Annotated in this window: 20 protein-coding genes and 1 riboswitch; of the genes, 9 read left to right on the top strand and 11 right to left on the bottom strand. The window is 67.8% G+C overall.

The window, feature by feature from the left end; all coding sequences use genetic code 11:
- Positions 1-45: 45 nt before the first annotated feature.
- On the bottom strand, positions 46-1,254 hold the full coding sequence (gene fabB, locus V9K91_RS16340; RefSeq protein WP_068848982.1) for a beta-ketoacyl-ACP synthase I: 1,209 nt from the start codon (positions 1,252-1,254) through the stop codon (positions 46-48).
- Positions 1,254-1,769, bottom strand: coding sequence for a 3-hydroxyacyl-[acyl-carrier-protein] dehydratase FabA (gene fabA / locus V9K91_RS16345; RefSeq protein ID WP_093535600.1), 516 nt, complete (start codon positions 1,767-1,769; stop codon positions 1,254-1,256). Before fabA ends, fabB begins: the two co-directional genes overlap by 1 nt.
- A gap of 219 nt (positions 1,770-1,988) precedes the next feature.
- On the opposite strand from fabA, the gene dinB reads away from it, so the two are divergent.
- Positions 1,989-3,056, top strand: a complete 1,068-nt coding sequence (gene dinB, locus V9K91_RS16350) for a DNA polymerase IV (protein ID WP_093535584.1) — start codon at positions 1,989-1,991, stop codon at positions 3,054-3,056.
- Between the two features lie 419 nt (positions 3,057-3,475).
- Here dinB and V9K91_RS16355 read toward each other — a convergent pair whose 3' ends face one another.
- Positions 3,476-4,114, bottom strand: a complete 639-nt coding sequence (locus V9K91_RS16355; protein WP_306989904.1) for an NAD(P)H-binding protein — start codon at positions 4,112-4,114, stop codon at positions 3,476-3,478.
- A gap of 97 nt (positions 4,115-4,211) precedes the next feature.
- Here V9K91_RS16355 and V9K91_RS16360 point away from each other — a divergent pair, with 97 nt between their 5' ends.
- Both V9K91_RS16360 and gph read left to right on the top strand, forming a co-directional pair.
- Positions 4,212-5,114 carry a LysR family transcriptional regulator gene (locus tag V9K91_RS16360; protein WP_306989903.1) on the top strand — a complete coding sequence of 301 codons (903 nt, stop codon included), beginning with the start codon at positions 4,212-4,214 and terminating at the stop codon, positions 5,112-5,114.
- 84 nt (positions 5,115-5,198) lie between these two features.
- On the top strand, positions 5,199-5,849 hold the full coding sequence (gene gph, locus V9K91_RS16365) for a phosphoglycolate phosphatase (protein ID WP_306989902.1): 651 nt from the start codon (positions 5,199-5,201) through the stop codon (positions 5,847-5,849).
- Between the two features lie 194 nt (positions 5,850-6,043).
- Here the strand turns inward: gph and btuB are convergent, their stop codons facing one another.
- Complete coding sequence (gene btuB / locus V9K91_RS16370) at positions 6,044-7,885, bottom strand: TonB-dependent vitamin B12 receptor (protein WP_306989901.1); 1,842 nt, start codon at positions 7,883-7,885, stop codon at positions 6,044-6,046.
- Between the two features lie 120 nt (positions 7,886-8,005).
- Positions 8,006-8,230, bottom strand: a riboswitch (cobalamin riboswitch).
- Positions 8,231-8,324: 94 nt separating this feature from the next.
- On the opposite strand from btuB, the gene V9K91_RS16375 reads away from it, so the two are divergent.
- Entirely contained in the window at positions 8,325-8,909 is a 585-nt protein-coding gene (locus V9K91_RS16375; RefSeq protein ID WP_306989900.1) for a histidine phosphatase family protein, read from the top strand.
- Here the strand turns inward: V9K91_RS16375 and V9K91_RS16380 are convergent.
- A complete protein-coding gene (locus tag V9K91_RS16380; RefSeq protein ID WP_068848996.1) occupies positions 8,906-9,271 on the bottom strand; it encodes a TfoX/Sxy family protein in 366 nt (121 codons plus the stop codon). The genes V9K91_RS16375 and V9K91_RS16380 overlap by 4 nt on opposite strands.
- Positions 9,268-9,750: a GAF domain-containing protein gene (locus V9K91_RS16385; protein WP_068848998.1), complete on the bottom strand. Its 483-nt coding sequence runs from the start codon at positions 9,748-9,750 to the stop codon at positions 9,268-9,270. The genes V9K91_RS16380 and V9K91_RS16385 overlap by 4 nt, the downstream gene beginning before the upstream one ends.
- 86 nt (positions 9,751-9,836) lie before the next feature.
- Between V9K91_RS16385 and bioD the strand changes: the two genes are divergently transcribed.
- Positions 9,837-10,520 carry a dethiobiotin synthase gene (gene bioD / locus V9K91_RS16390; RefSeq protein WP_306989899.1) on the top strand — a complete coding sequence of 228 codons (684 nt, stop codon included), beginning with the start codon at positions 9,837-9,839 and terminating at the stop codon, positions 10,518-10,520.
- 3 nt (positions 10,521-10,523) lie between these two features.
- Here the strand turns inward: bioD and V9K91_RS16395 are convergent, their stop codons facing one another.
- The 4 genes from V9K91_RS16395 to msrB form a co-directional block, all read right to left on the bottom strand.
- Positions 10,524-11,969 carry a PLP-dependent aminotransferase family protein gene (locus V9K91_RS16395; RefSeq protein ID WP_306989898.1) on the bottom strand — a complete coding sequence of 482 codons (1,446 nt, stop codon included), beginning with the start codon at positions 11,967-11,969 and terminating at the stop codon, positions 10,524-10,526.
- 101 nt (positions 11,970-12,070) lie between these two features.
- Positions 12,071-12,808: a peptide-methionine (S)-S-oxide reductase MsrA gene (gene msrA / locus V9K91_RS16400; protein WP_068849002.1), complete on the bottom strand. Its 738-nt coding sequence runs from the start codon at positions 12,806-12,808 to the stop codon at positions 12,071-12,073.
- Between the two features lie 14 nt (positions 12,809-12,822).
- Entirely contained in the window at positions 12,823-14,601 is a 1,779-nt protein-coding gene (locus tag V9K91_RS16405; protein WP_306989897.1) for a cytochrome c biogenesis protein DipZ, read from the bottom strand.
- 53 nt (positions 14,602-14,654) lie between these two features.
- Positions 14,655-15,194 carry a peptide-methionine (R)-S-oxide reductase MsrB gene (gene msrB / locus V9K91_RS16410; RefSeq protein ID WP_068849006.1) on the bottom strand — a complete coding sequence of 180 codons (540 nt, stop codon included), beginning with the start codon at positions 15,192-15,194 and terminating at the stop codon, positions 14,655-14,657.
- Between the two features lie 146 nt (positions 15,195-15,340).
- Between msrB and V9K91_RS16415 the strand changes: the two genes are divergently transcribed.
- The 3 genes from V9K91_RS16415 to V9K91_RS16425 all read left to right on the top strand — a co-directional run bounded on the left by V9K91_RS16415 (position 15,341) and on the right by V9K91_RS16425 (position 19,040).
- Positions 15,341-16,063, top strand: coding sequence for a response regulator transcription factor (locus tag V9K91_RS16415; RefSeq protein WP_184124568.1), 723 nt, complete (start codon positions 15,341-15,343; stop codon positions 16,061-16,063).
- Positions 16,060-17,559, top strand: a complete 1,500-nt coding sequence (locus V9K91_RS16420) for a HAMP domain-containing sensor histidine kinase (RefSeq protein WP_306989896.1) — start codon at positions 16,060-16,062, stop codon at positions 17,557-17,559. Before V9K91_RS16415 ends, V9K91_RS16420 begins: the two co-directional genes overlap by 4 nt.
- 392 nt (positions 17,560-17,951) lie before the next feature.
- A complete protein-coding gene (locus tag V9K91_RS16425) occupies positions 17,952-19,040 on the top strand; it encodes an alpha/beta hydrolase (RefSeq protein ID WP_306989895.1) in 1,089 nt (362 codons plus the stop codon).
- Between the two features lie 457 nt (positions 19,041-19,497).
- On the opposite strand, the gene queD is transcribed toward V9K91_RS16425, so the two are convergent.
- Entirely contained in the window at positions 19,498-19,851 is a 354-nt protein-coding gene (queD, locus tag V9K91_RS16430) for a 6-carboxytetrahydropterin synthase QueD (RefSeq protein WP_068849013.1), read from the bottom strand.
- A 152-nt stretch (positions 19,852-20,003) separates the two neighbouring features.
- Here queD and V9K91_RS16435 point away from each other — a divergent pair, with 152 nt between their 5' ends.
- Positions 20,004-22,670, top strand: coding sequence for a TonB-dependent receptor (locus V9K91_RS16435; protein ID WP_306989894.1), 2,667 nt, complete (start codon positions 20,004-20,006; stop codon positions 22,668-22,670).
- The last annotated feature ends 15 nt before the right edge of the window (positions 22,671-22,685 follow it).

Genomic DNA, 22,685 nt, shown 5'->3' on the forward strand with positions numbered 1-22,685 from the left:
AAACCCGGCACGTGGCCGGGTTTCTTGAACGCATACCGCAGGCGATCACACCCGCCCGAACACCAGCGCTGCGTTGGTGCCGCCGAAGCCAAAGCTGTTGGACATCACCGTGTTCAACTGCTTGTCCTGGCTCTCGCGCACGATCGGGAAACCTTCCACGGCCGGGTCGAGTTCGCCGATGTTGGCCGAACCGGCAATGAAGCCATCGCGCATCATCAGCAGGCAGTAGATCGCTTCGTGCACGCTGGCCGCACCCAGCGAATGGCCCGACAGCGCCTTGGTCGACGACAGCGGCGGAATCGATTCGCCGAACACTTCGCGCACCGCCTTCAACTCGGTCACGTCGCCCAGGGGCGTCGAGGTGCCGTGCGTGTTGAGGTAGTCGATCGGGCCGCTGAGGTTCTGCATGGCCATGTTCATGCAGCGTACCGCGCCTTCACCGGACGGGGCGACCATGTCGGCACCGTCGGAGGTGACGCCGTAGCCCACCAGTTCGGCATAGATGCGTGCACCGCGTGCCACGGCGTGGTCGTAATCTTCCAGCACCAGCATGCCGCCGCCGCCGGCGATGACGAAGCCGTCGCGGTCCTTGTCGTACGGGCGCGATGCGGTGGCCGGGGTGTCGTTGAAGCGGGTGGACAGCGCGCCCATCGCATCGAACATGACGCTCATCGACCAGTGCAGGTCTTCACCGCCACCGGCGAACATCACGTCCTGCGCGCCATGCCGGATCAGGTCGGCGGCGGCGCCGATGCAGTGCGCGGAGGTTGCGCAGGCAGCGGACAGCGAGTAGCTCAGGCCCTTGATCTGGAAGGCGGTGGCCAGGCAGGCCGACACGGTGGAGCACATCGTGCGCGGCACCATGTACGGGCCGACCTTGCGCACGCCACGCGCGCGCAGGATGTCGGCCGATTCGACCTGCCACTGGCTGGAGCCGCCGCCGGAGCCTGCAATCAGGCCGGTGCGCGGGTTGACCACCTGCGCTTCGTCCAGGCCGGCATCGGCGATGGCGTCGCGCATGGCGATATAGGCGTAGGCCGAGGCATCGCTCATGAAGCGCTTGAGCTTGCGGTCGATCTGCGCGTCCAGGTCCAGTTCGATGTTGCCGCCCACGTGGCTGCGCAGGCCGGCGTCGGCGTGGTCGGGAAGGTTGCGGATGCCGGCGCGGCCTTCACGCAGTGCGGTGGACACGGTGTCCAGATCGTTGCCCAGGCACGAGGTGATGCCCATTCCGGTAATGACGACGCGACGCATCAGAAGTTCTCGGTGGAAGTGAACAGACCTACGCGGAGGTCTTTGGCGGTATAGATTTCGCGGCCGTCGACCAGCATGCGGGCATCGGACTGCGCCATGACCAGCTTGCGGTTGATGACGCGGGTGATGTCGATTTCGTAGGTGACAAGCTTTGCGTCGGGCAGCACCTGGCCGGTGAACTTCACTTCACCGCAGCCGAGTGCGCGGCCACGGCCGGGCGCGCCCAGCCAGGTGAGGTAGAAGCCGGTGAGCTGCCACATTGCGTCCAGGCCCAGGCAACCGGGCATCACCGGGTCGCCGATGAAATGGCAGCCGAAGAACCACAGGTCGGGGCGGATATCCAGTTCCGCGCGCACGTAGCCTTTGCCGTGTGGACCGCCGTCATCGCGGATGTCGGTGATGCGATCGAACATCAGCATCGGGTCATTGGGCAGGCGACCGCTGCCCGGCCCGAACAGTTCGCCACGGGCACTGGCCAGCAGCTGTTCGCGCGAGAACGCGTTGAGACGAGTCATGGAAAACGCAATCCTGAAGATGGAGGGCGGCGGTTTGTTGCCGTTGAAAGCACCCAAGAGTGCAGAGTAATTTCCATTCAATCAAACGTTTTAACCGTACGCCGGCGTAGTGTTTTCAGCTTGAAAAACGCATGTTGTTGTTATGAAAAGACCATACTCAGGCGTGTGGCTGTAATCTTGTTCATCTATTCCCGCCGCTTGGGCCCTTGAGCTTCCGCCGTGTCCGCACAACGCAAGATCATCCACGTCGACATGGACGCGTTTTACGCGTCGGTGGAGCAGCGCGACAATCCGTCGCTGCGGGGGCTGCCGGTGGTGGTGGCGTGGAAGGGGGCGCGTTCGGTGGTGTGCGCGGCGTCGTACGAGGCGCGGGTGTTCGGGATCCGTTCGGCGATGCCGGCGATGCGGGCGGAGCGGTTGTGCCCGGATGCGGTGTTCGTGCCGCCGGATTTCGTGCGCTATAAGGCGGTGTCGCGGCAGGTGCGGGAGATTTTCCTGCGGCATACGGATCTGGTGGAGCCGTTGTCGCTGGATGAGGCGTACCTGGATGTGACGGTGCACAAGGGCGGGATGACGGTGGCGACGGAGATCGCGGCGCTGATCCGCACGCAGATCCGGGAGGAGACGCAGTTGACGGCGTCGGCGGGGATCGCGCCGAACAAGTTCCTGGCGAAAATCGCGTCGGATTGGCGTAAGCCGGACGGGCAGTTCGTGGTGCCGCCGCACCGGATCGATCAGTTCCTGATGCCGCTGCCGGTGAAGCGGGTGCCGGGGGTGGGCAAGGTGATGGAGGGCAAGCTGTCGGAGCTCGGGATCGTGACGGTAGGCGATCTGCGTGGGTTGCGGCTGGAGGAGCTGGAAGGGCGCTTCGGCAGTTTCGGTGCGAGTCTGTACCGGCGTGCGCGCGGTATCGATGAGCGTCCGGTGGAGCCGGACCAGCCGGTGCAGTCGATTTCGTCGGAGGACACGTTCGCGGAGGATCTGCCGCTGGAGGCGTTGGAGCCGGCGATCGTGGAGCTGGCGGGCAAGACGTGGAATGCCACGCGCAAGACGGACCGGGTGGGGCACACGGTGGTGCTGAAGTTGAAGACGTCGCAGTTCCGGATCATCACGCGCAGTTTCACGCCAGAATCGCCGCCGGAAACGCTGGAGGAGCTGCGCGATATCGCGCTTGCGTTACGCGCGCGCGTGGATCTGCCGGCCGAGACTCGTTATCGCTTGGTGGGCGTTGGGTTGGGCGGGTTCCGCGAGCGTGAGCCGGTCAGCCAGATGGGGCTGTTTGACTGAAGCAACAGCAACAGCAACTGCGACGCTTCACTGCTCCGGGTAGCGGGCCGGCGGGTGCGGGTTGGCGGGACACGCCGTGAACCGCCCTCCGGGCCCCGGCCCAACCGCCAGCGGTTGTGCGTTCAGTCGCACGCGAGGCAGTGCCTCGCAAGCAGTGCGCCTTCACCCATGGGGGCTTGTAGAAAACATCCATGTTTTCTACAGTCCCGCCAACCCGCCCCCGCCGGCCCGCCCAAGCTGGGCTGGCACTCAATGAACAGCGGGAGCAACTGCGCATTGCAACCGAGCGCGGGAACTTGAAGGCACTGTCCTCAGGTCGGTGGGACGACGGTAGGGTCGCATCCCAATCGACCGCCGATGGCAATGCAACGCGCGGTGGGGCATGAAAATCACCATACGCCGCGCATCACCACTCTCGATCAATACGCCACGGTCGCAATCGTCCGCACGTACTGCGGCTTCTCGATTTCACTGACGAACGCATCGGCGTAATCGGCGTAACTGATCCTGCTGTGGCCATCGGCGCCGACCAGGAACTGCTTTGCCTGGGTGCGGAAACCACCCTTCTGCGGTCCCGGGCCGATTTCAGCCGCTGGCGAATAGAACGTCCAGTCGAGGTCATCCACGTTCTGCAGCAGGTTGAACGCTTCGCGCGCGGCGAGTGCAACGGGCTTGTACGCATCGGGGAAGCCTTCGGTATCGACCAGCTGCACGCCGGGGGCGACTTCGAGGGTGCCGGCGCCGCCGACCATCAGGAAGCGCGGGACGCCGGCCTGGCGGGCGGCCTTGACCAGTTCGGCGGTGACGGTGGTGACGGTGGACGGGTCATCGCCGGGGCGCGGGCCGAAGGCGCTGGCCAGGACGTCGTGGCCGGCAATCACGGCGGCCAGGGCGTCGGTGTCGTCGAGGGCGGCGACGGCGAGCTGGGCGCCGTCGAGTTCGGCGGGCAGGCCGCTGTCGCGGCGGACGATGGCGGTGACCTGGTGGCCACGGGCCAGGGCCTGGCGGGTGATTTCACGGCCGATGTTGCCGGTGGCACCGACGAGGGCGATCTTCATGGGGCAGGTTCCGTTGTGGGAGGAAGGCCAGCATATGCGCCTGAAAGCGGACGAAAAACCGCGTATAACGGCCTAATTTGTTGCGCGAATCGATCAAATGGACCGGCTTACGGCAATGCAGGTGTTCGTGGAGGTGGCCGAGCGCGGCAGCCTGACGGCGGCGGCGGAGGCGCTGGATATGTCGCGGGCGATGGTGACGCGGTACCTGGCGGAGGTGGAAACGTGGCTGGGGGCGCGGCTGCTGCACCGGACCACGCGGCGGATCAGCCTGACCGGGCCGGGGGAGGCGGCGCTGCTGCGGTTCCGGCAGATGCTGGCCATCGGCGATGAGCTGCAGGGCGAGGTGGCCAGCGATAACCCGGAGCCGCATGGGGTGTTGCGGGTGACGGCGAGTGTGTCGTTCGGGCAGCTGCACCTGGCGGCGGCGGTGGCGGAGTTCGTGCGGCGGCATCCGTTGACGCGGGTGGAGCTGTTGCTGGTGGACCGGGTGGTGAACCTGGTGGAGGAGCGGGTGGATGTGGCGGTACGGATTTCGCGGGCGATTGATCCGAGCCTGATCGCGCGGTGGCTGGCGCCGTGCCGGTCGGTGTTGTGCGCGGCGCCTTCGTATCTGGCCGAGCGGGGCACGCCGGTCAGTGCCGATGGGTTGGCGGGGCATAACTGTCTTACCCATCACTACGTGGGTAAAAGCGTGTGGCAGTTGCAGCGGCAGGGGCGTGCGATTTCGGTGGCGGTGGGCGGCAACATCAGTGCCAACGAGGCATCGCTGTTGCTGGAGGCGGTGCGGGCGGGGGCGGGGATTGCGATGTTGCCGACGTACCAGATCGCGCCGCTGCTGCGTTCGGGTGAGCTGGTGGCGGTGTTGCCGGAGTACCAGGTGGAGGAGATGGGCATCCATGCGGTATATGCGTCTCGGCGGCAGTTGCCGGCGGTGATGCGCAGCTTCCTGGATTTCCTGGTGGAACGGTTTGCGGGGGAGGAGTTCCTGGCGCGGATCTGACGCGTCTCGATCTGGCTTCGCGTGGGACACGCAGGGCGTGGCTCTACAATCGGTGGTCCCCCATGCTCAGAAGCGATCCTTGCCTTGTCCTATCCTTACCCGCTGGTAATTTTTGATCTGGACGGCACGCTGGTCGACAGCGCGGCCGATATCGCCGAGGCGCTCAACCGCACGCTGGAAGACTGGCAGTTGTCGCGCGTGCCCGAGGCGACGGTGCTGACCTGGATCGGTGATGGCGTGCGCCGCCTTGTCGAGCAGGCCTTCACTGCGGCCCGCAGCGACATCGATCTGGACCGGGTGATGCCCGGTTTCATGCGCCATTACGAAGCCTGTCTGCTGCGCAGCCCGCGGTTGTACGACGGCGTGGTGCCGGCGCTGGAAGCGTTGCGCGCGCGTAACGTGACCCTGGCGATCTGCACCAACAAGCCGTCGGCCATGGTCGCGCCGCTGCTCGCCCACCTGGGCGTGCAGGACTTCTTCGCGATGGTACTGGGCGGCGATTCACTGCCCGAGCGCAAGCCCAGTGGCGTACCGCTGCGGCATATCGCCGCTGCGTTCGGGGTGGCCACCACGGCTGCCCTGATGGTCGGCGATTCAATCACCGACTATCGCGCTGCGGTGGATGCAGGCATGCCGGTAGCGCTGGTGCGTTACGGGTATCCGCGCGGGTTGGATCTGGACACGGTGGACGCGGTGGCGGTGGTGGACGACCTGCGGGCGTTGCCCGGGTTGTAGCGCGGTCGTGGCGTCGTGCCGACCAACGGTCGGCACCTACCGTGCTCGTGTAGCGGCAGTGACGCCGTACCGTGATCGTAGAGCGGCCGTGACGCCGAGCCGTGCTCGTCGAGCGGCGGTGACGCCGAGCCGTGCTCGTGCACCCGGTAGCGCCGGCCGTTGGCCGGCACCTTGCGATGCCGGCCAACCCCGGATCATTTCGGCTGGTAACGCACGCTCAGGCGGTACTCGCGGCCGGGCTGGTTGTACCAGGCCACCGTTTCGTAATCGCGGTCGAACACGTTGCTGACCCGGCCCAGCACCGACCAGTCGCGGCTGATCGCGTACTCCAGGCGCAGGTCCACGGTGCCATACCCGGCCAGGCGCACGCTGTTGTCGGCGTTGTCGTAGCGCTTGCCGGCACCGAACGCGGTGACGCCTGCGCGGAAGCCACCGAAGCGGCGGTCGATGTCCAGGCGTGCGGTGTCCTGCGCGCGGCGGGCCAACCAGTTGTCGAACTGGGCGCTGCCGTCGGTGCGGTTGCGCGGGTCGGTGTGGCTCAGCTGTGCACTGAGGTCAAAGCCGGCCAGAGTCAGTGAGCCGGTCAGCTCGGCACCGCGGATACGCGCCTTTTCCACCTGCGACATCATGAAAGTGGTGGCGTCGTAGGTGATCAGGTCATCGATGCGGGTTTCATACACATCCAGGCCCCAGCGCCAGCTGTCGCCCTGCTGGGCGATGCCAAGGTTGGCGCTCTTGGATTTCTCGGGATCCAGCCCGGGCACGCCGCTCCACGGGTCATACAGGTCACTGAAGGTGGGCGCCTTGAACGCGGTGCCGTAGCTGGCGTTGAGGCGGAAGCCGCCGCCCAGTTCCATGCCCCAGCCCAGGCTGCCGGTGGTGTGGTTGCCGAACTGCTCGTTGTCGTCGTTGCGCACGCTGGCCTGCAGGTGGTGCGCGCCGAAGCGGCCTTGGTACTGCACGAACACGCCGGTGTTGTCGCGGCTGTCGACCAGATACCCCGCGCTGCTGCCGTCCAGGTTGTCCTGGCTCCAGTCCAAGCCGGCGCTGAGCAGCTGGCCGTCGGCGATGCCCACGTCGGCCTGCACCGAGGCACTGTCGCGGTGGGTCTGCGCGGCGCCCAGCCAGGTGTCGTCGTTGTAGTTGTCCGACTCGTTGTCGGCACGGCCGACGTTGGCGGTCAGGGTGAAGCGCTCGCTCGGCGCGTAGCGGACCTTGCCGCCCAGCACCTGCTGCAGGGTTTCGGAGTAGTTGTAGTAGCCGTCGTAGTGGTTCTCGCCTTCGGCACGCAGCGCGGTGCCTTCCACGCTCAGGCTGTCGGTCAGCGTGTAGCCGCCGCGCAGGCTCATCGACAGGTTGCGGTACCCGTCGCGGTCGGGTTCGTTGGCGCCGCAGCCGGCGAAGGTGACCGGATCACCGTTGCAGGAGTTGATGCCGTCGGTGTGCTGGTAGGCAATGTCGGTGCCGAACCAGCCGCGTGCGCCGGTGCCGCCGAAGCCGCCGCTGGCTTCGCGCAGGCCGTTGCTGCCGCCGCCCAGCTGCAGGTGGGGGGCGAAGTCGCCGGCATTGCGGCGGGTGAAGATCTGGATCACGCCGCCGATCGCATCCGCGCCGTACAGGCTGGACTGGGGGCCGCGCACGATTTCCACGCGTTCGATCTGCGCCAGCGGCAGGTCCTGCAGCATGGCCAGGCCAAGGTCGCCGGTGTTGATGCGCACGCCATCGACCAGCACCAGGGTGTGGGCCGAATTGGTGCCGCGCAGGAACAGCGAGCTCTGCTTGCCCAGGCCGCCGCTGTTGTTGAGGTTGATGCCGGCGCGGCCGCGCAGCAGGTCCTGCAGCGACGGCGCCTGGCTGCGCTCGATCTCGGCGCGGTCGATCACCTGCGCCGGCGAGATGCTGTCCTGCAGGGCAATCGGGGTGCGCGTGGCGGTCACCAGCACCTGGTCCAGTGCGGTGGCATCGTCCTGCGCGGCGGCCACACCGGGCAGCGCCGAGAGTACGGCCAGGGAAAGAAGGCGGATCTGCAGCTTCATCGTTGACTCCAAACACCGCGCACGCCCGCGCGGCAAGGTTGTGGGAGGCGGTCAACGGGGGCAGGGACGGTGGGCGGGCGCAGGTACGGCGCCGCTTGCCGCCGCCATGCCCGCCGCATCGCAACCAGTCGTCTTCCAGGCCGGTCTCCGGGCTCGCGGGCCGATGGCGGACCATCGCGCCAGGCGCCTTCCCATGCTTGCGCACAGTGGCATGTTGCCTGGCTTCCACGCTTACCGTTGCGGGGGCAGCGCCGGAATGGCAGCAGGCAGGACCTGTTGCGTCACCGGCTTCCCGTTTCAACCTGCCGGCTTGCGCCGCAGGTCACCTGAAAGTGGGCGCAGTGTAGAGCAAAGCCCGGCGGCCGGCGCAATGCCGGCACGGGCGTTGCGACGCCAGCGGTTAGAATGCGCCTCGCTTTTTGACGTGGTTGCAGTCCCTATGATCCTGGACCTGATCCGGCACGCGGCCACTGGCCGCGACGACCACCTGGATGGGCGTACCGATCCGCCGCTGGACGTGCAGGGCATCGATCTGATCTGCGCACGCCATGCCGACCTGCAGTGGCAGCGCGTGCTGAGTTCACCGCGCCGGCGTGCGCTGGACACCGCCGCTGCGTTGGCGCTGCCGCGTGGGCTGGAGGTGATCGCGGACGAGGAGTGGGAGGAGCTGGATTTCGGCGACTGGGACGGCCAGCCGCTGCAGGCGCTGCCGATGCAGGCGCTGCAGGCATTCCACCTGGACCCGCATGCGAACCCGCCGCCGCATGGCGAAAGCTGGGGGCATTTCGAGCGCCGCATCGCGCGCGCATTGCATCGGCTGCTGGATGAGCCCGAACCGGTGCCAACCCTGGTGGTCAGCCATGGCGGCCCGTTGCGGATGGTGCTGTCGCAGGTGTGCGGGCTGCCGATGGCGATGTGCTGGGCGCTGCGCATCGACCACGGTACGCGGCTGCAGCTGCGGGTGGAGCGGGACGACGGGGAGCTGTGGGGGGAACTACTGGAGTTGCAGCAGGCGTCGCCCTAGCGGTCGTCGTCGGTGTCGAACGCGGCGTCGCTGCCGTCGCCTTCGTCATCGTTGGCCACGGTGCGGTCATACACCGGGCCCGAGGCCGGCGGCGCCTTCTTCAGCGGCTTGTCGGCGATGATCGCGTCGTATTCGGCCACCAGCTCGGCGCGGCGCGCTTCGGGCAGTTCCTGCCAGTGGCAGTCCTGCAGCGCGCCCTCGAGCGAGTAGAGCAGGTTGAGGCTCGGTTTGAAGCCGGCGCGGCGTACCTTCACGAACGCGCCCACCGACCCGGCCGCGGCCAGGTCTTCGGCAGTGCGCAGACCGACCTGGCGCAGCCAGGCCGCGCTCTTGGGGCCGATGTTGCGCAGCTTGGTGCTCATCCCAAGGCCTCGACGAACACCGCGGCAATGGCTTCCAGCCCGGCCTGGTCATCGGCATCGAAACGGGCCAGCACCGGGCTGTCCAGGTCGAACACGCCGATCAGGGTGTCGCCGTGTACCAGCGGCACCACCAGTTCCGAGCGCGAGGCCGAATCACAGGCGATGTGGCCGGGGAAGGCGTCCACGTCCTCGATGCGTTGGGTTACCCGCTGCGAGGCGGCCGCGCCGCACACACCCTTGTCCAGCGGAATGCGCACGCAGGCCGGCAGGCCCTGGAACGGGCCGACCACCAGTTCAGTGCCATCAAACAGGTAGAAACCCACCCAGTTCAGCTGCGGCAGCGCGTGGTAGACCAGCGCTGACAGATTGGCGGCATTGGCAATGCGGTCGCGTTCACCGTGCACCAGGGCACGGGCCTGGGCCAGCAGCTGGCCGTACTGTTCCGGCTTGCTGCCGGTGAGCGTGGAAGTATCGAACATGGCCGCAGTCTAGCAAGCGCGGCCGGCGGCCGGACCCACCGGCGGCGGAACGCTGATAATGGGCGCCCCTGTTCATCGGTCCGGCCATGTCATCCCTTTCCGCCCCGCCCGCCGCGTTCTACGTCACCGGTACCGATACCGGCATCGGCAAGACCTTCAGCAGCTGCGCCCTGCTGCACGCGCTGCGCCAACGCGGGCACCGCGCGGTGGGCATGAAGCCGGTGGCCAGCGGCTGCGAGCAGACCGTCGAGGGCCTGCGCAACGAGGATGCCACCGCCCTGCTGGCCGCCAGCGACCCGGCCCCGGCCTATGCCGACCTCAACCCCTACGCACTGCCGCTGCCGCTGGCCCCGGAACTGGCCGCCGAGGCGGCGGGGGTGACGCTGTCACTGGATCCGATCGAGGCGGCGTTCGCCCGCCTGCGCGCGCAGGCCGACACCGTGGTGGTGGAAGGCGTGGGCGGCTGGCTGGCACCGCTGTCGGCCACGCTGGACCAGTCGCACCTGGTGCAGGCGCTGCAGCTGCCGGTGGTGATGGTGGTGGGCCTGCGGCTGGGCTGTCTCAACCACGCGCGGCTGACCGCGCAGGCGATCAACGCCAGCGGTGCAACCTGCATCGGCTGGATCGCCAACGAGGTGGACCCGCAGATGGAGCGCATCGACGACAACGTGGCGCTGCTGCGCGCGCGCCTGCCGATGCCGTTCTGGGGGCGGCTGCCGTACGCACCGGGCGCCGATCCGGCGCAGCTGGCCCGCCACCTGCTCGGCTGAGGGTCAGCCGCGCGCCTGCGCCAGCAGGGCAGTGGCCAGCCGGCCGACGCCGGCAATGGCGTCCACGTAGCGCGCGTCCAGGTCCTGGCAGCACGACAGCCGCAGGCAGTGCCGGTAGCGGGCGCCGCGCGAATACACCTGGCCGGGCATGAACACCACGCCCTCGGCCAGCGCCTGTTCGAACAGCACGCTGCTGTCCACGCCCGCAGGCAGTTCGATCCACAGCAGGAAACCGCCGCTGGGCTGGGTGGCCAGGGTACCGGGCGGGAAGTGCTGGGCCACCAGCGCACGCACGCGCCCGACCTGCTCGCGGTACAGCCGGCGCAGCCCGCGCAGGTGGTGTTCGTAGCTGCCCGCTTCCAGGAACGCGGCAACCGCCTCGCCCAGCAGCTGCGACTCGGCGCCGGTGGACTGGAACTTCAGCAGCTGGATGTCGGCGGCGAAGCGCCCGCCATCGAGCCAGCCGATCCGGTAATCCGGTGCGAGCGTCTTGGAAAAGCCGTTGACCACGATCACCCAACCGTCCTCGTCGAACGCCTTCAACAACGGCGCCAGCGGCTCCTGGTACTGCAGTTCGGCATAGACCGCATCTTCGATCAGCGGTACCTGGTACTGGTTCACCAGCGCCGCCAGGCGCTGCTTGGCCGCTACCGGCAGGGTGCAGCCGAGCGGATTGTGCACGCTGGGCATGGCGACAATGGCGGCAAGTGCGCCTGCCTGCAGCTGCGCTTCCACCGCATCCACGTCCAGCCCCTCGCGCGGGTCGGTGGGCAGCTCGATCGCCTTCAGGCCCAGGTTGGCCAGCAATGGGTACAGGTTGAAATAGGAGGGGGCTTCGATGCCGACCGCATCGCCCGGCCGGGTCACCGCACGCAGGGCCAGCTGCAGCGCTTCCATCGCGCCATGGGTGAGCACCAGCCGCTCCACCGTGGTGTGCAGGCCCAGCCGCGGGCCGCGCCGCACGATCTGCTCCAACAGTCGCCTGGCCCCGTTGGGACGCGCGTAGGTGCGCACCATCGCCGGGGTGCGCCGCAGTACCTGTGCGGTGGCACGGGCCAGCCGTGCGGCGGGGTAGAAGCGCTCGCCGCGCGGACCGGCGAAGGCCAGGTCGACGATGCCCGGTTGCCGCTGCGCCTCCAGCACGCGCGCCATCATCAGCTGCTGGGCCTGGGTGGTGGCCAGCGCCGGGGCCTGGCGCAGTGAGCGGGTGGGTTCGGGCAGGCGCGCGCTGACCACGAACCCGGCCTTGGGCCGCGGCATTACCAGCCCGGCGTCCTCCAGCTGCCGGTAGGCGGCGATGACCGTGTTCAAGCTGAGCTGGCGCTGCGCGGCCAGGCCGCGCAGGGACGGCAGGCGCGCACCGGCCGGCAGGCGGCCGCTGTGGATGGCGTCGGCCAGTTCGTCGGCCAGGGATTGGTAGAGGTTGGCGGCCATGGAATCTGTAACCATGAGGGTCGCCAGCATGGTGCGCTGTACCCTGGATGCCTTGCAACCTGGCGTCCCTACGGCGAAGACCGACCAACGGTCGGCCTCTACCGTCGTCGCATCGGTTACCTCGCGGACAAGGTCGACACCAGCCTCGGCTTCTCGCGGTACAGCTGCGGGTACATCCGCTGCAGCGCCGCCACCTTCGGCTGGTCATTGATGCGGATGTACAACGACTCCGGATGCAGCGTCAGGTAGTTCTGGTGGTAGCCCTCGGCCGCAACGAACGGCTTGCCGCCGTCCACGGTGGTCACCACCGGCGCCGCATACGCGCGTGCCTTCTGCAGCTGCGCGATGTAAGCGCGGGTGGCATCGCGCTGCGCGGCATCGTCGGCGAACACCGCCGAACGGTACTGCGTGCCGCGGTCCGGGCCCTGGCGGTTGAGCTGGGTGGGATCGTGCGCCACCGAGAAGAACACCTGCATCAACTGGCCGTAGCTCACCTGGCTGGGGTCGTAGGTGACCTGCACGGCTTCGGCATGGCCGGTGCCACCGCTACTGACGCGCGAATAGTTCGCGTCGGCCGGGCGCCCACCGATGTAGCCGGAGACCGCGTTGTCCACGCCCTTGATGTGCTGGAACACGCCCTGCACGCCCCAGAAGCAGCCGCCGGCGAACACCACCTGCGCGCGCTTGCCGGGCAGCTTCGGATCGGCCGCACCCGCCGGTGCCGGCACCGCCACCACCGCTTCGGCCGGCGCGGCATATGCGGGGCGGTCCAGGCTGACCACCGCACTGATGGTCAGCGCGGCAACGGCGGCGGCAATGCCACCGGCCACCAGTTTGTCGAAGGAAACGCGCATGGGGTTCTCCTGGTTCAACCGAAGGTGAAGGCATAGGCGTGCACCCCCGGATCGAGGAACTCGATCTCGAACGTGCGTTCGCCAACGTCGCCGGACTGGCGGATCAGCTGGTAGAGGCGGTGCTCGGTGACCGTGCCGCTGCCATTGGCGCCGGCATCGCCACCGGCCGAGGCGCCCGGCGGTTGGCCGTCGATGCGCACCCGGAACCGCACCGGCTTGCCGTCCGCACCCGGTGCCAGCACCAGGTGCAGGTCGCGGGCGTGGAAGCGGAACGCGATACGACCGCCGGCGCGTTGCAGCTGCGCGTCTTCGTCACCCACCGTCCAGCGCCCGGACAAGGCCCACTGGTTCAACGCGAACGTCGACGGCAGCGTGTAATCGGCGGGGGCGTCGCGGCGCTGGCCGTCCGGCGAGGCGAAGTTTTCCGCACGCGAGTACCCGAGGTAGGTCTCCGGGGATTTGAGGTTGGACATGTCGGCCTGCAGTTCCACGCCCGCGCGCGGTGCACTGGCGGCCATCGCCATGGCCTGTGCGGGCTCCTCGGGCAGCGTGGCACCGGCTTCGCGCAGCAGCTGGCGGATGATCCGTTCGGACTGCGCGTAGTTGCCTTCGCCGAAGTGGTGCGCACGGATGCGGCCCTGCGCGTCGATGAAGTAGTGCGCCGGCCAATAGCGGTTGTTGAAGCCGCGCCAGATCGCGAACTCATTGTCGATCGCCACCGGGTAGTCGATCTTCAGTTCCTTCACCGCACGCTGCACGTTGCCCAGGTTGCGCTCGAAGGCGAACTCCGGGGCATGCACGCCGATCACTACCAGGCCCTGGTCGCGGTAACGCTGTTCCCACTCCCGCACGTAGGGCAGCGCGCGCAGGCAGTTGATGCAGGAATAGGTCCAGAAATCGACCAGCACCACCTTGCCGCGCAGGCCTTCGGCGGTCAGCGGCGGGCTGTTGAGCCAGCCGGTGGCGCCGTCCAGCGAAGGCAGGGTGCCTTCCACCGGCAGCTCGGCACCGGCCGGTGCATCGGCGGCGCGCATCATCATCGCGGGACCGGCGTCAGGCGCCTGGCCGGGCAGCGTATCGAGCAGGCCCTGTTCCAGCCGCGCGGTGCTGACCGACGACAACCGGGTGAGCACGCCGGTGTCCCAGCCCATCGCAATGGCCACCACCGCCAGCAGTGCGGCCACGCCCAACGCGCGGCGGATCCACTCGCCCGCGCCCAGCCGCCGCTTCAGCGCGGTGAACACACGCCCGCCAATCCAGATCGCCAGGGCCAGCGAGGTGGCCGCGCCCAGTGCATACGCCAGCAGCAGCCCGCTGGTGCCCACGCTGGCACCCTGCAGGGCAGCGCCGGTGAGGATCAGCCCAAGGATCGGGCCGGCGCACGGTGCCCACAGCAGGCCGGTGGCCACGCCGATCAGCAGCGAGGTGCCCACCCCGCCGCGCCCGGCGTCGGTGGCCTTGTCTGCTGACGCGCTGAGCCGTGCGCCCAGCCGCTGGAACGGCGACAGCAGGCGGTCGGCCAGCGCCGGCCACAGCAGCGCGAGCGCGAACAGCGCCATCACCACCAGCGCGATCCAGCGCCCGATCTGGTTGGCCTGCGCCACCCACTGGCTGCCCACCGCCGCCAGGCTGGCTACCACCGCGAACATCAGCGCCATGCCGATCAGCAGCGGCAGGCCGCTGCGCAGGAACGGGCGGTCCGAACGGGCAAACACGAACGGCAGCACCGGCAGGATGCACGGGCTGAGAATGGTCAACACACCGCCCAGGTAGGCAAGTACAAGCAGAATCATCGAACGTTCCTTATCGGGGTAGCGCCGGGCCCTGCCCGGCGGCTTCATCGGCGTTACGTGCGGTTGGGTATCCGCACGCGTGTCTCTTCGTCAGCGGCGACGAAGTTCATCGCCACGCCGTTCATGCAGTAACGCAGCCCGGTCGGGCGTGGGCCGTCATCGAACACATGGCCCAGGTGGCCACCACAGCGCCGGCAATGCGCTTCCACGCGCAGCATGCCCAAGGTGGTGTCGCGGTCCTCGCCGACGGCATCGTGCAGCGGTGCCCAGAAGCTGGGCCAGCCGGTGCCGCTGTCGAACTTGGTGGACGAGGAGAACAACGGCAGCGCGCACCCGGCGCAGGTGAAGGTGCCGCGCCGGTGTTCCTTGTTGAGTGGGCTGCTGAAGGGGCGCTCGGTGCTTTGCCGGCGCAGCACGGCGTACTGCGCCGGGCTGAGCTGTTCGCGCCACTGCGCATCGGTGCGCATCACCTCAAAGCGGCGCGTGGGTGCGGGTGCGGCGGGGGCCGACCCACTGCAGGCGGTCAAACCGAACAGGCCGGCCGCGGCGCCGATGGCGCCCATGCCGAGCAGTCTGCGACGGGTACAACGCATGGCGATCTCCCGGTCTGGAAACGATGGGGCCATGCTGCGCCCGGGCCGGTCAACGAATCCTCACGCAGGGTTAAATTTTCCGTGACACATTCAGGTCCGGATCTGGCCACAATGCGTTCACCTTCCTGCTGCCCGCTACCGTGCCAATGAGCAGTGCCAAGCGCGTCCTGATCGTCGAAGACGATGTCCACATCGCCAACCTGCTGCGCATGCACCTGCGCGACGAGGGCTATGAGGTCACCCATGCCGCTACCGGCGACGAGGGCCTGGCCCTGCTGGAGGCGCAGCCGTGGTCGGCGCTGGTGCTGGATCTGATGCTGCCCGGCGTGGATGGGCTGGAAATCTGCCGGCGCGCGCGCGGCATGGCGCGCTACACCCCGATCATCATCACCAGCGCACGCGCCAGCGAAGTGCACCGCATCCTGGGCCTGGAACTGGGCGCCGACGATTACCTGGCCAAGCCATTTTCGATGCTGGAACTGGTGGCGCGGGTCAAGGCGCTGCTGCGCCGGGTGGAAGCGATGGCGCAGAACGCGCGCATCGATGCCGGTGAACTGGCCGTGGCCGGGCTGCGCATCGACCCGGTGGCGCGCACCGCGCAGGTGGAAGGGCGCGCGCTGGAGCTGACCCCGCGCGAGTTCGACCTGCTGTACTTCTTCGCCCGCCACCCCGGCCAGGTGTATTCGCGCATGGACCTGCTCAACCAGGTGTGGGGCTACCAGCACGATGGCTACGAGCACACCGTCAACACGCACATCAACCGGCTGCGCAACAAGATCGAACGCGACCCGGCGTCGCCGCAGCGCATCCAGACGGTATGGGGCCGGGGCTACAAGCTGGTCGATGGCAGCGAGGGTGCAGCGGCATGATCCGGTTGTCGTTGTCGCAGCGGTTGTCGGTGGCGTTCTTCGCGCTGCTGCTGGTGTGCTGCGGCGCGCTGATGGCGATCCAGATGCGCAGCACCAGCCTGCACGAGCAGGAGACCGTACAGCGGCTGTCGCGCGGGCTGGCCGAGCACATCGCGCGCAGCGGCGAGCTGATGGACGGCGGCGGCATGCGCACCGGCGAGGTACGCGCGCTGTTCGGCAAGCTGATGGCGGTCAACCCCAGCGTGGAGGTGTACCTGCTGGACGACCAGGGCCGCATCCTCGGCCACGATGCGCCCACCGGCCACCTCAAGCGCGACCGCGTGGACCTGGCGCCGGTGCAGGCGCTGCTGCGCGATGAGCCGCTGCCGATCCTCGGCGATGACCCGCGCAGCGCGCGCGGGCGCAAGGTGTTCAACGCCGCCCCGCTGTTCGTGCAGGGGCGCCAGGCCGGCTACATCTACGTGGTGCTGGTGGGCGAACAGCGCGAGGCGCTGGCGGCCAACATTGCGGCCAATGCCACGCTGCGCACCACGCTGTGGTCGTTGGCGATCGTGGCCGGCATCGGGCTGCTGGCCGGTGCGGTGGCGTTCCGCTGGGTGACCCGGCCGCTGCGCCAGCTGACCCGGCGCGTGCAGTCGTTCGACGTGGATGCGGCGGCGCCGGCGCAGGCGTTGCCGCCCACGCCGCTGCGCGCGGGCGAGCGCGATGAGCTGGCGATCCTGCAGCACAGCTTCGGGCACATGGGCCAGCGCCTGGGCGAGCAGTGGCAGCAGCTGCGCCAGCAGGACCTGCAGCGGCGCGAGCTGGTGGCCAACATCTCGCACGACCTGCGCACGCCGTTGTCGTCGCTGCACGGCTATCTGGAAACGCTGGCGCTGAAGGACGCCACGCTCAGCGCCGAAGAGCGCCAGCGCTACCTGGGCATCGCGCTGTCGCAGAGCCACAAGGTGGGCCGGCTGGCCCAGGCGCTGTTCGAGCTGGCGCGGCTGGAACACGGCGGGGTGGTGCTGGACCGCCAGGCGTTCTCGCTGCCGGACCTGGTGCAGGACGTCTTCCAGAAATTCGAGCTGGCCGCGCAGGCGCGTCGGCAGACGCTGGCGGCGGACATTCCGCCTGGCCTGCCGGCGGTGGACGCGGACCTGGCGCTGATCGAGCGGGTGCTGACCAACCTGCTGGACAATGCGATCCGGCACACGCCCGAAGGCGGCCGGATCACGGTGACGCTGCAGGCGGCGCAGGGCGAGGTGCAGGTCAGCGTGGCTGACACCGGCCCAGGCATCCCGGCGGCGCGGCGCGAGGACCTGTTCCACACGCCCCCGGCATTCGGCAGCCAGCGGCCGGACAGCGGCGGGCTGGGCCTGCTGATCGTGCACCGCATCCTGCAGCTGCACCAGCGTGAGATCCAGCTGCTGGACAGCCGCGAGGGCGCGTTGTTCGTGTTCTCGCTGCCGAGTGCATGGGGGTCTGCCGGGAATGTATCCGGAGCCCAAGGTTGATTGATCCAGATCCCAATGGGCCCGTAACGGTTCCGGGCCCATGGTTGGTTAATCCCGATCCCAATGGGCACGCAACAATTCGTAGCCCCGGCCGTTGGCCGGACACCGCGCGCAGCGCGGCCCAAGCGTCCAAAGCCGGTTGCGTATTGCTCGCGGCGATCATCCCGACGTTTGCACGTTCCGAAGAAGCCGTCAGGCGTTCATTGCGCCTGATACACGGTTTCGTTCTGGGTTGACACCCGGATGCAGGGCCGCGGCGACGGCATACCGTGCTCCGGATGCTTGGGCCGCGCTGCGCGCGGTGTCCGGCCAACGGCCGGGGCTACGAATTGTTACGTAACGTCCGTAGATTGGGATCAACCCACCACAGGCCCCGCACATCTGGAGGTTTCATGCGCGCACTCGTCTGCTTGACCCTGCTGCTGTCCGCCACCCCGTCTGCATTCGCCCAATCCTGCCCGGACACCTCGGCGCTGGAACCGGCGCGCGCGGTGGTACGCGATCTCCAGCGGATCACCACGCCGAACGGCATCCAGGAACAGTACGGCACGCCGATCGGCGGGGTGAAGCAGTGGCTCACCATCCGCGGCGAGGACCGGGCCAACCCGGTGATCCTGTTCGTGCACGGTGGCCCGGCCAGCCCGGTGACGCCGAGCGTGTGGCAGTTCCAGCGACCGCTGGAGGAGTACTTCACGGTGGTGGACTGGGACCAGCGCGGTGCAGGCAAGACCTACGCGGAGGCGTCGCCGGACGCGATCGCGCCGACGCTGACCATTGAACGCTACGTGGATGATGCCATCGAGGTGGCCGAGCACCTGCGCACGCACCTGGGCCAGCGCAAGGTGATCTTGATGGCGCACAGCTGGGGCACGATCGTGGCGATGCAGGCGGCGTTGAAGCGGCCGGACCTGTTCCACGCGTACGTGGGGATCGGGCAGATCATCAACCAGGTGGAGAACGAGAAGATCAGTTTCGATTACGGACTGGCGCAGGCGAAGGCACACGGCAACGCCAAGGCGGTGGCCGAACTGGAGGCGATCGCGCCGTACCCGGGCAACACGCCGATCACGCGCGAGCGGATCATTACCGCGCGCACGTGGCCGCAGTACTACGGGGGGCTGACGGCCTACCGCGATGACTCGAAGTATTACTTCGGTGCGGCCAGGCTCTCGCCCGACTACACGGACGCAGACCGCTGCAACATCGACAAGGGCAGCGTGCTGTCGCTGGGGCCGTTGCTGCCGCAGATGCTGGAGGTGGATTTCAACCCGATCACCCGCTTCCCGATCCCGGTGGTGATGTTCATGGGCCGCCACGACTACACCACGCCCACCGCGCCGACCGAGCGCTGGTTGAACACCGTGCAGGCGCCCTACAAGCAGGGCGTGTGGTTCGAACATTCGGCGCACATGGTCCCGTGGGAAGAGCCGGGCAAGACGCTGTTGAGCCTGGTGCAGATCGTGCGCCCGCTCGCGCGGTAACCACCGCGACCATGCATCCGGATGCGCTGGTCGATTGATCCCAATCCCAATGGGCCCGTAAATATTCGTAGCCCCGGCCGTTGGCCGGCTGCTCTTCGTTCCGGGGTCATGAACGCCTGACGGGCGGCTCCGGAACGTGCAAACGCCGGAGCGTTGGATGGGATCGGTGGGTAACGGAGTTCGGACGGTTGGGCCGCGCTGCGCGCGGTGTCCGGCCAACGGCCGGGGCTACGGATTGTTACGTGACGTCCGTGGATCCGGATCAAACAACCAAAAAAAAAGACCCGACAGAGGGAGGGTTCTGTCGGGTCTTGGGATTGCGTGGGGGGAGGGACCCACGCAAATTCCGTTTGATGCAATGCAGCATACACCGATCGTGGTGCATTGCAACAATACATTGCCGAAGTGGTCCGGATTAGGTTGAATCCGTTCAGAAACAACCGGTTGGGGCTGGGGCTCAGCCGCGGTAACGGCAGCCGGAGGTGCAGGTCTCATGCACCGTCACCTCGCTCAGCGCCGGCAGGGCGGGCTTGAGCTCGTTCCAGATCCAGATCGCCAGGCGTTCGCTGGTCGGGTTTTCCAGGCCGGGGATGTCGTTGAGGTAATGGTGGTCCAGGCGGTCGTAGATCGGCTGGAAGGCCGCTTTGACGTCGCCGAAATCCATGATCCAGCCGGTGTGTTCGCCCGGCTCGCCCTCGACCTTCAGCTCCACCCGGAACGAGTGGCCGTGCAGGCGCGCGCACTTGTGGCCCGCCGGCACGTTGGGCAGGTGGTGGGCCGCTTCGAGGGTAAAGACTTTGAAGATTTCCATGGGCCCATTGTACGGCCATCCAACAAAAACATATCCATCCGGATGAAGAGATGTTACTTTTCGTTATATCCGCATGAAGCGATGTTATTGGCCCGTTAAGCCCTTGGCATGGACTACTGCGGAACTTGTCGTCCACCACCCCCATAGAGTTCATGCCCAAGCACACCCTTCTTGTGGCGGCCCTTTCCGCCGCCCTGGCTACGCCTTTGTCCGCGTTTGCCCTCGACGCCGCCGCTGGCCCCGATGCCAGCCCCGACGCCTCCGCCAGCGGCGAAAGCACCACCCTGGCCGCGGTGCGCGTCACCGGCTCCAACATCAAGCGCACCGACACCGAGACCGCCAACCCGGTACAGGTGATCGGCCGCCAGGAAATCGAAGCCACCGGCAAGGCCACCGTTGCCGACCTGCTGCGCTCGATCTCGGCCAACACCGGCAACGCCAACAACGAAACCACCAATAACGGCTGGGCCTCGGGTTCGGCCGGCATCGGCCTGCGCGGCCTGTCGCAGAAGAACACGCTGGTGCTGCTCAACGGCCGCCGCCTGGCCAACTACGGCTTCCCCGCCGGCGGCCTCTCCGACACCTTCGTCAACCTCAACGCGCTGCCGATGGTCGCCGTGGAGCGCATCGAAGTGCTGAAAGACGGCGCCTCGGCCGTGTACGGCTCCGACGCCGTGGCCGGCGTGGTCAACATCATTACCCGGCAGAACTTCCAGGGTGCCGAACTGGGCGGCAGCGCCGGCACCGCCGACCAGGGCGGGCTGGACGAGCAGAACCTGAAGTTCATCGGTGGCGTCGGTGACCTCGACGCCGATGGCTACAACATCCTGGTCAGCCTGGAAGGCTACAACCGCGAGCGCCTGGACCAGGACCAGCGCGACCTCACCAGGTCCGGCATCTACACCGACAAGCCCGGTGGCCGCTGGAACGGCTGGTCGGCCAAGGGCGCGCGCTTCCTGGTCAACGGCACCTCGGTGCCCATGCTCGACGCCAACGGGCAGTGCCCGGACAACACCACGCTGGTGCCCAGCGCGCCGATCGACGGCCTGCCCGGCAACACCTGCGGCTACAACCTCGCCCCGTACACCACGCTGATTCCCTCGACCAAGCGCTACCAGGCCTACGTCAACGGCACCTTCAAGGTGAACGACAACGTGGAAGCGTTCGGCGAAGTGATCTACAGCGAGATCAAGGGCGTGTCGTGGTTCGGCAGCAGCCCGTTCTTCACCCTGGAAAGCGGCCGCTTCGCGCTCAACGCCGATACCGGCCTCGCCGAGCCGGTGTCGTCCAACCTGCCGGCCAGCAGCCCGTTCAACCCGTACGGCCGCGCGATTCCGATCGAATACACCTTCTTCAACCTCGGCCCGACCATCAAGACCAACCGCTCCACCGCGTACCGCGGCGTGTTCGGCCTGCGCGGCAGCCTGCAGGACTGGGACTGGGAAGTGGGCGCGTTCGGCGCGCGCAGCAGCGAGCGCGAAACCGTCTCCGGCGGCTTTGCCAACCGTTGGACCCTGGCCGATGCACTGGCCACCGGCAGCTACAACCTGCTCGATCCGTCGGCCACCCCGCAGTCGGTGATCGACGGCATCAACCTGAGCACCCTGCGCCCGGCCGAGTCCGTGCTGCAGGGCGTGGACGCCAAGATCTCCGGCGGGCTGGGCAGCACCTGGGCGGGCCCGATCGGCTTCGCCGCCGGCCTGGAATGGCGCCGCGAGAAGCTGGATTCGGAAAACCCGTGGCAGATCGATGCGGGCCTGCAGATCCGCCCGGCCATCGCCGAAGTGCACGGCGAGCGCAAGGTCACCGCGGCCTATGCCGAAGTGAACGTGCCGCTGGCCGAGCGCCTGGAGCTGCAGGCCGCGGCGCGTGCCGACCACTACAGCGATTTCGGCGATGCATTCTCGCCCAAGCTGAGCCTGCGCTGGCAGCCGTTCGACATCCTGCTGGTGCGTGCCGCGGCCTCCAAGGGCTTCCGCGCGCCGTCGCTGTCGGAGAACTCCAACAGCACCAGCATCGCCTACGGCAGCGTGATCGATCCGCGCGACCCGGACGTGCCCGGCTCGCGCCAGAACCCGACCTTCTTCACCGTCGGCAACAGCGACCTGAAGCCGGAACGCACCAAGAGCTACAACCTGGGCCTGGTGCTGTCGCCGTGGTCCAACACCAGCCTGAGCGTGGACTACTACCGCATCGAACTGGAAAACCTGGTCGGCACCAACAACACCCAGACCCTGGTCACCAACGATGTGCCCGGCGCGGTTACCCGCGATGAGCGCGGCAAGCTGCTGGCGGTGTTCAACCGCTACCAGAACCTGAGCGAGCTCAAGACCTCCGGCTTCGACGTGGAACTGCGCCAGCGCTTCCCGACCGAGGCGGCCGGTGACTTCTCGCTGTCCACCGCGTTCACCCACGTGCGCGACTACAGCCGCCCCACCGTGGTTGGCGGCCCGCTGGTGGATTACGCCGGCAGCAACCTCGGCGCCACCCTGCCCAAGAACAAGGCCACCACCACGCTGGACTGGAGCTATGCCGATTTCCGCACCGCGCTGACCTGGTACTACACCAGCGGCTACGACCAGAAGGCCAGTGCCGCAGCCACGGCCGTGCAGGACCGGGTGGATTCGTACAGCCAGTTCGATCTGTACCTGGCCTACACCGGGCTGGAGAAGCTGACCCTGTACGCGAAGATCCAGAACCTGGCCGATGAGGAACCGCCGTACGACGCCTCGTTCCCGGGCATCCGCGCGCCGTACGACTTCAGCCAGTACGACCTGCGCGGCCGTTACTTCACCGTCGGCTTCGATTACCGCTTCTAAGAGGGGTTCGCTGTG

It is taken from the genome of Stenotrophomonas sp. CCNWLW57 (assembly GCF_037203925.1).
GTDB lineage: Bacteria > Pseudomonadota > Gammaproteobacteria > Xanthomonadales > Xanthomonadaceae > Stenotrophomonas > Stenotrophomonas rhizophila_A.

Coding starts and splice junctions, on each gene's coding strand:
- V9K91_RS16425 (WP_306989895.1), top strand. CDS start 17,952: ATGCGCGCACTCGTCTGCTTGACCCTGCTGCTGTCCGCCACCCCGTCT.
- msrB (WP_068849006.1), bottom strand. CDS start 15,194: ATGCGTTGTACCCGTCGCAGACTGCTCGGCATGGGCGCCATCGGCGCC.
- V9K91_RS16395 (WP_306989898.1), bottom strand. CDS start 11,969: ATGGTTACAGATTCCATGGCCGCCAACCTCTACCAATCCCTGGCCGAC.
- msrA (WP_068849002.1), bottom strand. CDS start 12,808: ATGCGCGTTTCCTTCGACAAACTGGTGGCCGGTGGCATTGCCGCCGCC.
- fabB (WP_068848982.1), bottom strand. CDS start 1,254: ATGCGTCGCGTCGTCATTACCGGAATGGGCATCACCTCGTGCCTGGGC.
- queD (WP_068849013.1), bottom strand. CDS start 19,851: ATGGAAATCTTCAAAGTCTTTACCCTCGAAGCGGCCCACCACCTGCCC.
- V9K91_RS16420 (WP_306989896.1), top strand. CDS start 16,060: ATGATCCGGTTGTCGTTGTCGCAGCGGTTGTCGGTGGCGTTCTTCGCG.
- V9K91_RS16380 (WP_068848996.1), bottom strand. CDS start 9,271: ATGAGCACCAAGCTGCGCAACATCGGCCCCAAGAGCGCGGCCTGGCTG.
- bioD (WP_306989899.1), top strand. CDS start 9,837: ATGTCATCCCTTTCCGCCCCGCCCGCCGCGTTCTACGTCACCGGTACC.
- btuB (WP_306989901.1), bottom strand. CDS start 7,885: ATGAAGCTGCAGATCCGCCTTCTTTCCCTGGCCGTACTCTCGGCGCTG.
- V9K91_RS16385 (WP_068848998.1), bottom strand. CDS start 9,750: ATGTTCGATACTTCCACGCTCACCGGCAGCAAGCCGGAACAGTACGGC.
- V9K91_RS16375 (WP_306989900.1), top strand. CDS start 8,325: ATGATCCTGGACCTGATCCGGCACGCGGCCACTGGCCGCGACGACCAC.
- V9K91_RS16405 (WP_306989897.1), bottom strand. CDS start 14,601: ATGATTCTGCTTGTACTTGCCTACCTGGGCGGTGTGTTGACCATTCTC.
- V9K91_RS16360 (WP_306989903.1), top strand. CDS start 4,212: ATGGACCGGCTTACGGCAATGCAGGTGTTCGTGGAGGTGGCCGAGCGC.
- V9K91_RS16355 (WP_306989904.1), bottom strand. CDS start 4,114: ATGAAGATCGCCCTCGTCGGTGCCACCGGCAACATCGGCCGTGAAATC.
- fabA (WP_093535600.1), bottom strand. CDS start 1,769: ATGACTCGTCTCAACGCGTTCTCGCGCGAACAGCTGCTGGCCAGTGCC.
- V9K91_RS16415 (WP_184124568.1), top strand. CDS start 15,341: ATGAGCAGTGCCAAGCGCGTCCTGATCGTCGAAGACGATGTCCACATC.
- V9K91_RS16435 (WP_306989894.1), top strand. CDS start 20,004: ATGCCCAAGCACACCCTTCTTGTGGCGGCCCTTTCCGCCGCCCTGGCT.